This is a genomic window from Dongia sp. (genome assembly GCF_041906375.1).
Classification (GTDB): Bacteria; Pseudomonadota; Alphaproteobacteria; order Dongiales; family Dongiaceae; genus Dongia.
In genome coordinates, this window is record NZ_JAYRJJ010000008.1 from 29882 (window position 1) to 42276 (window position 12395).

The 12395-nt window shown below is 64.1% G+C and carries 10 protein-coding genes; 2 read left to right on the forward strand and 8 right to left on the reverse strand.

What is annotated here, in order from left to right; translation table 11 throughout:
* The 8 genes from ACE3OA_RS19475 to ACE3OA_RS19510 form a co-directional block, all read right to left on the reverse strand.
* A partial coding sequence (locus ACE3OA_RS19475) for an amidohydrolase family protein (RefSeq protein ID WP_374313888.1) occupies positions 1–1226 on the reverse strand: 1226 nt, incomplete at its 3' end.
* A gap of 4 nt (positions 1227–1230) precedes the next feature.
* Positions 1231–2169, reverse strand: a complete 939-nt coding sequence (locus tag ACE3OA_RS19480) for an ABC transporter permease (RefSeq protein WP_374313890.1) — start codon at positions 2167–2169, stop codon at positions 1231–1233.
* Between the two features lie 4 nt (positions 2170–2173).
* Entirely contained in the window at positions 2174–3223 is a 1050-nt protein-coding gene (locus ACE3OA_RS19485; protein WP_374313892.1) for an ABC transporter permease, read from the reverse strand.
* Positions 3213–4775 carry an ABC transporter ATP-binding protein gene (locus ACE3OA_RS19490; protein ID WP_374313894.1) on the reverse strand — a complete coding sequence of 521 codons (1563 nt, stop codon included), beginning with the start codon at positions 4773–4775 and terminating at the stop codon, positions 3213–3215. Before ACE3OA_RS19490 ends, ACE3OA_RS19485 begins: the two co-directional genes overlap by 11 nt.
* Positions 4775–5776 carry a BMP family protein gene (locus ACE3OA_RS19495; protein ID WP_374313896.1) on the reverse strand — a complete coding sequence of 334 codons (1002 nt, stop codon included), beginning with the start codon at positions 5774–5776 and terminating at the stop codon, positions 4775–4777. Before ACE3OA_RS19495 ends, ACE3OA_RS19490 begins: the two co-directional genes overlap by 1 nt.
* 224 nt (positions 5777–6000) lie before the next feature.
* A complete protein-coding gene (locus ACE3OA_RS19500) occupies positions 6001–7686 on the reverse strand; it encodes an ATP-binding protein (RefSeq protein ID WP_374313898.1) in 1686 nt (561 codons plus the stop codon).
* Positions 7687–8053: 367 nt separating this feature from the next.
* Positions 8054–9331 (reverse strand): NAD-dependent dihydropyrimidine dehydrogenase subunit PreA, encoded by a 1278-nt coding sequence (gene preA, locus ACE3OA_RS19505; RefSeq protein ID WP_374314020.1) that lies wholly within the window; start codon positions 9329–9331, stop codon positions 8054–8056.
* Between the two features lie 11 nt (positions 9332–9342).
* The gene (locus tag ACE3OA_RS19510; RefSeq protein ID WP_374313900.1) at positions 9343–10704 is read right to left on the reverse strand and encodes an NAD(P)-dependent oxidoreductase; all 1362 of its coding nucleotides are present in this window, start codon (positions 10702–10704) and stop codon (positions 9343–9345) included.
* A gap of 296 nt (positions 10705–11000) precedes the next feature.
* Between ACE3OA_RS19510 and ACE3OA_RS19515 the strand changes: the two genes are divergently transcribed.
* The gene (locus ACE3OA_RS19515) at positions 11001–11210 is read left to right on the forward strand and encodes a DUF1127 domain-containing protein (RefSeq protein ID WP_374313902.1); all 210 of its coding nucleotides are present in this window, start codon (positions 11001–11003) and stop codon (positions 11208–11210) included.
* Positions 11211–11358: 148 nt separating this feature from the next.
* On the forward strand, positions 11359–12354 hold the full coding sequence (locus ACE3OA_RS19520) for an ABC transporter substrate-binding protein (protein ID WP_374313904.1): 996 nt from the start codon (positions 11359–11361) through the stop codon (positions 12352–12354).
* Positions 12355–12395 lie beyond the last annotated feature (41 nt).

The following is a 12395-nucleotide window of genomic DNA, read 5'->3' on the forward strand; positions in this document are numbered from 1 at the left end:
TGCATCGCCCCGCCCGGCCCTTCCGCCACGACCCGGCCGCGCCGCAGCACCTTCAAGCGCGCGGCCTTGAGGCGGATCGCCTCGATCGGATCGCCGGCATCGAGCAGGACGAGATCGGCATAACAGCCGGGTGCCAGGCCATAGCCGTCGAGATGAAGGATCTTTGCCGGCGTTTCGGTGACAGATTGGAAACAGGCACGCATTGCTTCCAGCCCCGTCATCTGCCCCACATGCAGCGCCATGGTGGCGACATCGAGCATGTCGCCCGATCCCATCGAATACCAGGGATCCATCACGCAATCATGGCCGAAGGCCACGGGCACGCCGGCCGCCATCAGTTCCGGGACGCGCGTCATGCCGCGGCGCTTGGGATATGTGTCGTGCCGCCCCTGGATGGTGATGTTGATGAGCGGGTTGGCGATGGCCGCGACCCCGCTTTCCGCCATCAGCGGAATGAGCTTGCTGACATAATAATTGTCCATCGAATGCATCGAGGTGAGATGCGAGCCGGTGACTCGGCCTGAGAGGCCCAGCCGGTGTGTCTCGGCGGCCAGCGTCTCGATATGGCGCGACAGCGGATCGTCCGTCTCGTCACAATGCATATCGACCAGCAGGCCGCGCTCGGCGGCAAGCTCGCATAAGGCACGCACCGAGGCCGCACCCTCCGCCATCGTGCGTTCGAAATGCGGGATGCCGCCCACCACGTCGACACCGCGATTGAGCGCTGTGCTCAACAGTTCGACGGCACCGGCGCTGCGGAAATAACCGTCCTGCGGGAAGGCCACCAATTGCAGGTCGAGATAGGGTTTGACCCGTTTCTTCACTTCAAGCAGCGCATCGACCGCCAGCAATCGCGGATCGCAGATGTCGACATGGGAGCGGATCGCGAGCAACCCCCGCGCCACCGCCCAGTCGCAATAGCGCAGGGCGCGCTCCATGATCGCTTCCTGGGTGAGATGGGGTTTCAGCTCGCCCCAGAGCCGGATGCCTTCGAGCAGCGTGCCCGATTGGTTGAGCCGCGGGAGCCCTAAGCTCAACGTCGCATCCATGTGGAAATGCGCGTCGACGAAGGGTGGGCTGACCAGATTGCCGCCGGCATTGATGGTGGCTTCGCCGGCATCGGGCAGGCCATGCTCGACCGCGACGATACGCTCGCCCCGGATGCCGATATCGATATCCTTGCGCCCATCGGGCAAGCTGGCGTGGCGCACGATCAGGTCGAACATGGGATTACCTTTCCCCCTTGCGATAGGGAATCATCAGGGCCCGGGGATAGCCGGCCCGCCGCGCCATCGTGATGAGCGCCAGGATCGAGAGGATATAGGGCAGCATCAGGAAGAACTGGTAGGGGACACCGGCCACGATCTGCTGCAGGCGCAGCTGATAGGCGTCGAAGGCGGCAAAGAGAATGGCGCCCAGCAGCGCCTTGCCCGGCCGCCATGAGCCGAACACCACGAGTGCGATGGCGATCCAGCCGCGCCCGTTGACCATGTCGAAATAGAAGGAATTGAAGGCCGACATGGTGAGGAAGGCGCCACCCAGCGCCATCAGGGCGCTGCCCGCCATGACGGCACCGATGCGCAACAGCGTGACGTCGATGCCCTGCGCCTCGACCGCCGCCGGATTCTCGCCGACCATGCGGACCGCAAGGCCCAACGGCGTCCGGTAGAGGATATAGGCCACCAGCGCCACGCTGATGAAAGCGAGATAGGTGAGCGGCGTCTGGCTGAACAGCGCCTCGCCGAAGAAAGGGAGATCGGAGAGGCCGGGAATCGGCAGCGATTGAAAGGGTTCGATCTTGGGCGGGCTGGTCACTTCCGGCAGCGAGACGCGGTAGACATAGGAGGTGAGCGAGGTCGCGAGCAGCGTGATGCCGATGCCGGTCACATGCTGCGAGAGGCCCAGCGGCACCACGAGGAGCGCATGCAGCAGGCCGAAGGCAGCCCCGGAGGCCGCCGCCACCACGACGCCCACCCAGAGATCGCCGCCGAGATACACCGTGAACCAGCCGGTGAAGGCGCCCACCGTCATGATGCCTTCGATGCCGAGATTGAGCACGCCGGCCCGCTCGCAGATAAGCTCGCCCAGCGTCGCGAAAATGAGCGGCGAGGCGATGCGGATGGCGGCGGCCCAGAGGCTGGCGGTGAAGATGATCTCGAGTGCTGCCATCACCTCACCTCCATTTGAGGCGGAAGCGGGTGAACAGCATGCCGACCACCATGGTGAGCAAGGCCGTGGCCACCATCACATGGGCGATGTAATTGGGGACACCGGCCTGCCGGCTCATCGCATCGGCACCGACGAACATCGCCGCAACGAAGATCGCGGCCGCCACCACGCCCAGCGGATGCAGCATCGCCAGCATGGCAACGACGATGCCGGCATAGCCGAAGCCGGGGCTGAGATCGAGGGTGAGATTGCCCTTGAGCCCGATCACTTCGGAAACGCCGGCAAGGGCCGCGAGGCCCCCGGAGAGCAGCGCCACCTTCACCATGACGAGATCGACCTTCATGCCGGCAAAGCGCGCCGCGCGGGCATTGAAGCCGACGGCCCGCATCTCATAGCCATGGATCGTCCGGCTGTTGATGAACCAGACGAAACCCGCCATGACAAGCGCGAGGAGGAACCCGAGATGCAGGCGCTTACCCTGGACGAGCTTGGGCAGTTGCGCCGCTTCGATCACCTTCTTCGATTGCGGCCAGCCCATGCCCATCGGGTCCTTCAACGGTCCTTCCAGCAGGAAGGAGACCAGCAGCAGGATGATGAAATTGAGGAGCAGCGTGGTGACGACCTCGTCGACGCCGAACCGCGTCTTCATGAGCGTCGGCCCCAGCAGCAGCAGCGCACCCGCGAGCGCGCCCGCGACGAGCAGAATGGGAATGAGGATGGGACTGGGCAGCGGCAGCAGGCCGGTCCCCAGCACCGCCGCCATGATGGCGCCGCCATAAAGCTGCGCCTCGCCGCCGATATTCCAGAGGCGCGCGCGGAAGGCGACCGCTGCGGCAAGGCCCGTGAAGATGAGCGGCGTCGCCCGCGTCAGCGTCTCGAAAAGCGCGAACTGCGTCCCCACGGCGCCCTTGATCACCAGGCCGAAGACGCCGAAGGGATCGGCCCCGCTCCACAGCACGAGGAGGGCCGCGATCAGCAGGCTGGCGCCCACCGCCGCCAAGGGTGCGGCGAGCCAGAGAATCCAGGGCGTCTCGAGGCGCGGTTCAAGCCGCATGGCTCGCTCCGAATCCCTGGCCGAACCCATGTCCCGCCATCATCAGCCCGATCTGCTGCACCGAGAATTCGGCGCGGGTGAGCGGCGGCGACACCACTCCGCGATAGATCACGGCGATGCGGTCGCTCAAGGTCAGCAATTCGTCAAGATCCTCGGAAATGAGCAGGATGCCAGCACCACGCCGGCGGGCGCTCAGCAATTGTTCATGCACATAGCCGACGGCGCCGATATCGAGCCCGCGCGTCGGCTGTGCCGCCAGAATGAGCTTGGGATTCCCCGCCATCTCGCGTCCCAGAATCAACTTCTGCATGTTGCCGCCGGACAAGAGCCGCGCGGTCGCCTGCGGCCCCGGGCAGCGCACGTCGAAACCCGCGATGATCTCGGCCGCGAATTTCCGCGCCGCCGGCCAATCGATGAGATGATGCTTCGAGAAGGGTTCGTCGCGATAGCGTTCCGCGATCATGTTTTCGGTGATCGACATGTCGCCGATGAGGCCCATTGCATGCCGGTCTTCCGGGATGCGCCCCATGCCATGCCGCACCATCGCCGCCGCATCCGCCCCGGCGATCGCCGCGCCGAACAGCGTGAAGCTGCCGGCATCGGGCTGCGCAAGCCCGCTCAACAGATCGGCGAGCATCGCCTGGCCGTTGCCGCTCACCCCGGCAAGACCCAATATCTCACCCTCCCGCAAGCTCAGATCGACCCGGTCCAGTTCCGCCCGCCCATGGGGGCCCATGATGGTGACGCCTTTGAGCGCGAGGAGTTCTGAGCCGGCTTGCTGCGGCTCCACTTTCGGCAGCGGAACCGCGCGCCCCACCATCAGCTCGGCAAGCTCCGCCCGCGTCGCCCCCTTGGTCTCGCGTCCCGCCACCAGTTTTCCCTGGCGCAGCACCAGGACGCGGTCGCTCACCGCCAGCACTTCATTGAGCTTGTGGCTGATGAAGATGATGGCAAGCCCGCGCGCCACCAGTTTCTCCAGGGTCGCAAACAGGCTGTCGCTTTCCTGCGGCGTCAGCACCGCGGTGGGTTCGTCGAGAATGAGGATGCGGGCGTTGCGATAGAGCGCCTTCAGGATCTCGACCCGCTGCCGCTCGCCGACCGATAGCTCGCTCACCCGCAGATCGGGGTGGACGGCAAGGCCGAAATCCGCCGCCAGCTGCGCCAAGCGCTCCTTGGCCTTCGCCTTGTTCGAGCGCCAGGACCACAGGCTCTCCGTCCCCAGCACGATGTTGTCGAGCACGGTGAGATTGTCGGCCAGGGTGAAATGCTGGTGCACCATGCCGATGCCGGCCTCGAGGGCAGCAGCCGGGCTGCCCGGCGGCAATGCGCGCCCGAACACCTCGATGCTGCCCGCATCAGCCACGTAATGGCCGAAGAGGATGTTCATCAAGGTCGTCTTGCCGGCGCCGTTCTCGCCGAGCAGGGCCAGCACTTCCCCGCGCCGGAGCTCGAAGCCGATATCGTCATTGGCCTTGAGCGCGCCGAAGCGCTTGGAAATACCGGCCAGCCGGAGGACGATTTCCCCCGGCTGGCCGCTTGTCGTCTCGCTCATCAGCTCGATTTCGGCTCGTTGTCGTCGATGGCGACCTGGAAAGCGCCGGATTTGATGGCGGCTTCGCGTTCCTTGACCTTGGCGACGATATCCGCCGGCACCTTGGCCTCGAACGTGCCCAAGGGTGCGAGAGAGCAGCCGCCTTCCTTCATGAAGGACAGCGCCCCGTAATCCTCGGCCGTGAAGCTCTTGTCCTTCACCTTGGCGATGGCCTTGTCGAGCGTCGGCTCGAAATGCCACAGGGCGGAAGCCACGACCGTGTCCGGGTAATCGGCTTGCGTGTCGATCACATTGCCGACCGCCAGCACGCCCTTTTCCTTGGCCGCGTCCGAAACACCGAAGCGTTCGGCATAAAGGAGATCCGCCCCGGCATCGATCTGCGCCAGCGCCGTCTCCTTGGCCTTGGGCGGATCGAACCAGGAGCCGATGAAGGCCACCTGGAACTTGGTGTCGGGCTTCACTTCCTTGACGCCCGCCATGAAGGCGTTCATCAGGCGGTTGACCTCGGGGATCGGATAGCCGCCGACCATGCCGATATTGCCGCTCTTGGTCATCGCGCCGGCGATCATGCCGGTCAGGTACGAGGCATCCTGGATGTAATTGTCGAAGGTCGCGAAATTGGGCAGGGCCGCATCCGGCTTGAAGGATGACCCGATCAGGAAGGCGACACCCGGATAATCCTTGGCGACGGCGCGCGCGGCGTCCTCGACCGCGAAGGCCTCGCCGACGATCAGCTGATGGCCGGCCTCGCAATATTCGCGCATGACGCGCTCGTAATCGGTATTGGCGACCTTTTCCGAGAACACATAGTCGATGTCGCCCCGCTCCTTGGCGGTGGTCGCCGCCTTGTGGATGCGGCTCACCCATTGCTGCTCGATGGGCACGGTATAGATCGCCGCCACCTTGATCGCATCGGCGGCACGGACTGCGCGCGGCAGAACCGTGACAGCCGAGATGGCGGCCGATGCATGCAGAAACGCACGTCGAGATACCCGGATCATAGCCTTCTCCTGCTACAATTTATGTCGCGTTTATGTCTTGTAACCCCTGCTGTACGAGCCCACCCGACGGCCAGGGGGTATGGTGGCCGCAATATGGTCGGGTGCAAGTGCGGTGCGCGATGTCCCAACCGGACGAGGGCCCCGCCTATCAAACTCGCGTCACGATAGTTTCACAAACGCGCCGGACCGGCAATAATTTTTCCGCAGGCGCGAAAGCGCCGCTCTCACGCCGCCTTGGGTGCGGCTGGGAAACGCATCCGCACATTGGTGCCCTGGCGCGGGGCGCTGCTGATGGCGAACTGGCCGCCATGCAATTCCACAAGGCGCAGCACGATGGTGAGGCCCAATCCCGTGCCGCCCTGGCGCTGGCGGTTGGAGCCGGCCTGTTCGAAGGGCAGCAGGACCTGCTCAAGCTCCGCCTCGCTCATGCCGATGCCGGTATCTTCGACCTCGATGACACCGCCGCCATCCGGCTGCAGGCTGAGGCGGATCTCGACCGAGCCGCCGGCCTCGGTGAACTTCACCGCGTTGGAAAGAAGATTGAGGAGGATCTGGCGCAGTGCCAGTTCGTCGGCATGGAGTACGGGTGCCCCATGCGCCTTGACGCTGAGCTTGACGTTCTTGGCCTCGGCCCGGCTGGCCAGCAGGTCGAGGCACGCTGCGGCGATGGCCGGCGCGTCGACGAGGCTGGGCTCGATCTCGCGCTTGCCGGCCTCGATCTTGGCATGGTCCAGGATCTCGTCGATCAGCCCCAGCAGCAGCGAGCCGCTGGCATGGATGTCGTTGGCATAATCGCGCACCCGTTCCAGCGTCAGCATCTGGCGCGTCGGCGTGCGCAGCAGGTCGGCAAAACCGATGATGGCATTCAAGGGGGTCCTGAGGTCATGGCTGGCGGTCGCCAGCAGCATGCTCTTGCCCCGGTTGGCGGCCTCGGCCGCGCGGCGCTCGCGAAACAGCGCCACGATGGTCAGCACCGACATGGTGAACAGCACGATGAGCTCGCCCGCCAATTGCAGCGGGTTGATGGTGGCCGGCGCATGGAACGGCCCGACACCGGCCGCGGTTCCCGCCATGGCGATGACCGATGCCAGCGACACCAGCGTATAGGCGGCGCGGAGCGAGGTATTGAGCGCGATCCAGGAAAGCGGCACGACCAGCAGGAAGGGCAGCGAGGCAAAGAGTGCGATCGGCACCGGCGGTGCCGCGAAAAGGCCGATGACGATGACGGCAACGCCGATCCAGACGATGCGGTCCTGGCGCGTGAGGTGCCGCGCCTTTTCCTCCGACGCGTTTTCACCGCCCAGCCACAGCAGCAGGCAGGGTGCAAAGGAGAGCGTGCCGCCGCTGTCGCACAGCCACCAGCTGACCCAGGTCCGCGTAAGGGCCGTGAGATGCAGCGAGCCGCCGCCGGCGAGGTTCGGCAGATTGAGCGCCAAGGTGCCACCGGTTGCGGTGATCGCCGGATGCAGCACCACGGCGCAGAGGATGAAGGCGACGACGCCGGCAAAGCTGCTGAAGAGCGACGGCTGCGGGCGCCAGCGCCGCATGATCTGCGTCGCCAGGATCGGCCCCAGCGCGTTGGTGAGCGAGATCAGCGTCGCCACCAGCAGGTTTGATCCGAAATAGCCGTAATTGATCAGGAACGATCCCAGGAACAGACCGGGAAAGAAGCGCCAGCCGCCGAGCATCGCCGCGACGACGGCAACGCTGGCGGGCAGCCAGATCGGCGCCGGAAACAGTCCATAGGCGGAAAAATACTGGCCGACCGCGAGGCCCAGCAGGAAATAGAGGGCGGCGGCGGCAAGATTGCCGCCGAAGCAGGGCAGGAATCCGCCATCGGCGCGCAGCCAGTTGGCAAAGTCAGGAACGGCGAGCCGGGTGGCGTCGAATTTTTGCAGCGTGGCGGGCATTCCCGCCGATTCGCCCGAAACAGACCCAGATACCGAAACCGACATCATCTCAACCCGCACTCTCGCTTCCGACCGCCCCGGACCTCTATCAGATATTCATGGCAGGCGGCCGTTTGGGGATATTTGCCTCAACTTCCTTAATTTGGCGTGAACTTTTGGACAAGGTTTGCGGCTGCGGCAATACCTCTCGGGGATGAAAAGCATCGGGGCCCGCCCTCGTCTTTGGGCGAGCCCCGCTCATGCTGTGGAAGTTGGGTAGGCTTTGGACTGAAGCCGATCGATAAACCCCGCTCTTATCCCCTCCCCCCTTCAGGGGGGAGGGCTCGTCGGCGGGTGGGGGGCTGGAAGCGATGACTCTCGCCCAGCCTTACTCCGCCGCCTTCTTGCGCATCGGGTTCCTGGGGTCCTGGGTCCAGTTCAGGTACGGCTTGCCCGTGTCCTGCGGCACCATGGTGATGACGTTCGGCACCGGGCAGGCGTGGTAGCAGAGGTTGCAGCCGACGCACTCCGCGTCGATCACCTCATAGCGCCGTTTCCCGTCCACCCGCTTCGCCGCAATCGCCTGGTGCGAGGTGTCCTCGCAGGCGATGTGGCAGAGGCCGCATTGGATGCATGTCTCCTGGTCGATCGCAGCGACGGTCTTGAAATTGATGTTGAGATATTGCCAATCGGTGACGTTGGGGACGGCCTTGCCCCGGAAATCCTCGATCGTCCGATAGCCCTTCTCATCCATCCAGTTGGAAAGACCGCTCGCCATTTCCTCGACGATGCGGAAACCGTAATGCATCGCCGCCGTGCAGACCTGCACATTGCCGGCCGACATGGAGATGAACTCGGCCGCATCCCGCCAGGTGCCGATGCCGCCGATGGCCGAGATCGGCAGTCCATGCGTCGCCGGATCGCGCGCGATCTCCGCCACCATGTTGAGCGCGATGGGCTTCACGGCGGGCCCACAATAGCCGCCATGAGTGCCCTTGCCATCGACCACGGGTGTGGGCGCCATGGCGTCGAGATCGACCGAGCAGATCGAATTGATGGTGTTGATGAGCGAGACGGCATCCGCCCCCCCCTTCTTCGCCGCTTGCGCCGGCTTACGGACATCAGTGACGTTGGGCGTCAGCTTGACGATGACCGGCATCCTGGTGTTCTGCTTGCACCAGCGCGCGACCATCTCGACATATTCGGGCACCTGGCCCACGGCGGCACCCATGCCGCGTTCCGACATGCCGTGCGGGCAGCCGAAATTGAGCTCGATGCCGTCGGCTTCCGTTTCCTCGACGCGTTTCAGGATACGCTTCCAGGCATCCTCCTCGCAGGGCACCATCAGCGAGACGATCATGGCGCGGTCTTTCCAGTCGCGCTTCACCCGCTTGATCTCCTGCAAATTCACGTCGAGCGGCCGGTCGGAAATGAGCTCGATATTGTTGAAGCCGATCATGCGGTCGGGCCCCAGATGCATGGCGCCGTAGCGCGAGCTCACATTCACCACGGGCGGATCTTCGCCCAAAGTCTTCCACACCACGCCACCCCAGCCCGCCTGGAACGCGCGCACGACATTGTATTCCTTGTCCGTCGGCGGCGCCGAGGCCAGCCAGAACGGGTTGGGCGATTTGATGCCGATGAAATTGGACCGCAGGTCAGCCATCATTCCCTCCCTTACGCTTCGCCGCGCAGATACGCGTCGATCGCAATTGCCGCATCGCGCCCGTCGGCCACCGACTGCACCGTGAGATCGACGCCGGACGTCACGCAATCGCCGCCGGCGAAGACACCCTTGATCGAGGTCGCGAAATCCTCGTTGACCGCGATCTTGTTGCCGGCAAGGTCGAGCACGTCCTGCGCTTTGCCGTTGACCGGGTCTTTCACCAGCGTCTGCCCGATCGCCTTGAAGACCGTGTCGCAGAGCAGCGTGAACTTTTCACCCGTCCCCATCAGGCGGCCCTGCGCATCAAGCTGCGTGTATTCGAACTCGATCTCGCGCACCGCGCCATTATGGCCATAAAGCTTCACCGGCCGCGCCCAATGCTTGATCTTGACGCCATTCACCTGTGCAAATTCCTGCTCGTGAGGCGTGGCGCTCATATTGTCCGCCCCGCGGCGGTAGACCAGGGTCACGTCCTCGGCGCCTAAGCGCTTCGACTGGATGGCGATATCGATCGCGGTGTTGCCGCCGCCGATGACCACAACCTTGCGCCCGACGGGGAGCGAATTCTTGTCCTTGGCCTGGCGCAGCTTGGCGATATAGGCCACCGCGTCCTCGACACCCTGCAGCGTCTCGCCTTCCGCGCCCAGCGCATTGACGCCGCCAAGGCCCATCGCCAGGAACACGGCATCATAGGTCTTGCGCAAACCCTCCAGCGTCACGTCGCGGCCCAGCGCCTGGCCGGTCTTTACCGTGATGCCGCCCAGCGCCAGGATGAAGGAGACTTCCGTCTGCGCAAAATCATGCACCGTCTTATAGGCGGCGATGCCGTATTCATTGAGCCCGCCCAGTTTCGGCTTCGCCTCATAGACCGTGACGTCATGGCCAAGGCGCGACAGGCGATGCGCCGCCGAAAGCCCGGCCGGACCGCCGCCGACGACCGCGACCTTCTTTCCGCTCGAAGGTGCCCGCGTGAAGGGCTGCTTGCCGCTTGCCACCAGCGCATCCGTGGCATAGCGCTGCAACGCGCCGATCTGCACGGGCTTGTCTTCGGAATGATTGCGGACGCAGGCATCCTCGCACAGGATCTCGACCGGGCAGACGCGGGCGCACATGCCGCCCATGATATTGGCCTCGAGGATCGTCTCGGCAGCACCCAGCGGATCATCGACCGCAACCGAGCGGATGAAGCTCGGTATGTCGATGCTGGTCGGGCAGGCCTCGATGCAGGGCGCGTCATAGCAATAGAAGCAGCGGCTGCTCTCGACCAGCGCGCGCTTGCGGTCCAGCGGCGGCTTCACATCATCGAAATTGGCCGCCAGTTCGGCGGCGGTGAGGCGGCCCGCACGGATATCTGGCGCGGCATGCTCGCTCATCGGCGTGTCCTCCCGGTTGACGTAGCGTCTATCCCTGGCCGGACCGCCCCTTGCGCCCTCATGAATCCTTGCGGGGCGCGCTTGTTTCTGGTGGCGATCGGCTACCTGTTCAACGCGATGAAAACACATTCTTTCCATATGGTCAATTATTCTTGACCGATTGGAAAGACTTTCTGCGGTTCATCCGACAAGTGAATCCGATCACAGCACCCCCGCGCAGCCCGGCCTATCTCCTCCCCATAAGAAGCGGGCGTCTGAAGCCCCTTGGTTCATTGAGCATGAAACGGAGATCGCCCATGTCGAGTTACGTCCTCTTCACCCGCACCGACCGCCGCAGCCGGTTCTTCCGTCTAGTCATCAGCCTGGCGACGAAGCTCAGTCGCACCATGGAACGCCACCGCGCTGTGGCGGCCCTCTCGCAAATGTCGGACCATCAGCTGCGCGACATCGGCATCACCCGGGGAGAGATCGAGCACGCCATCGATCACGGCCGTGACTTCCGATAAGGTTTGTTTAGCGCGATTACTAAACTGCATGCCGTTTATTCTCCCTGATTGACGCCACGAATAGGAACGTCCCAGTATTCGCGCATGGTTGCCGCTAAGAGCGACCTGCACTGGGACCATTCCTGTTTAATAAACATGGGGAGACTGCATGATGATCACGCGTCGTCGTCTGCTGCTGAACGCTGCCGGCCTATCCGGAATCGGCCTGATGGCCACCACTTTGCCCCTCAACCTCGCCCGTGCCGCCGGCAAGCCCGTCGTGGCCCTGCTGCCGGGTGTCGTTGATCCCTTCTACTTCACCATGAAGCGCGGCGCCGACAAGGCGGCGGAAGAAGAAGGCGTCGAGTTGATGTTCCAGATACCGAAGGCCTGGAACGTCACCGAACAGGTGCCGATTTTGAAAGCCGTCATCGCCAAGAAGCCGGACGTGCTGCTGATCTCGCCGGTCGACAAGGACCAGCTGATCCAGCCGCTGAAAGAGGCGGCCGATGCCGGCATCAAGGTCATCACCGTCGACACCTATATCGGCGAAGGCAAATACCAGACCGGCGCCGGCAAGGCTGACTTCCCGCTTTCCTATGTTGCCTCCGACAATACCGAAGGCGGCCGCATCGCCGCCCGCGCGCTCGCCAAGGCGGTTGGCGAGAAGGGCAGCGTCTATTGCGAAAACAACAAGCCCGGCATCTCCTCGACCGACCAGCGCATGGTGGGCTTCGAGGAGGAATTGAAGAAGTACCCCAATATCAAGATCCTCAAGACCCAATATAACGAGGACGATGCCAACAAGGCCGCGGCCCATGTGGCGGCGGTGCTGGCACGCGAGCCGGACCTTGCCGGCATCTTCGGCGCCAACACCTTCTCCGGCATGGGTGCGTCCGAAGGCGTCAAGAAGGCCGGCAAGACCGGTGCGGTGAAAGTCGTCGTCTTCGACGCCGTCCCCGGCATCGACGCCAGCATCAAATCCGGCCTCGTCGATCTGGCGATCGCGCAGAAGCCGGCCGAGATGGGCTATGTCGGCGTCAAATTCGCGTCCGACCTCATCAAGGGCAAGACCATCCCCACCTGGCAAGGCACCGGCTTCGTCGTCATGGACAAGTCGAACATCGACCAGGAAGACGTCCGCCAGTACATCTATTCGAACTGATCACCCTCACTTGCGTCATGCCCGGGCTTGACCCGGGCATC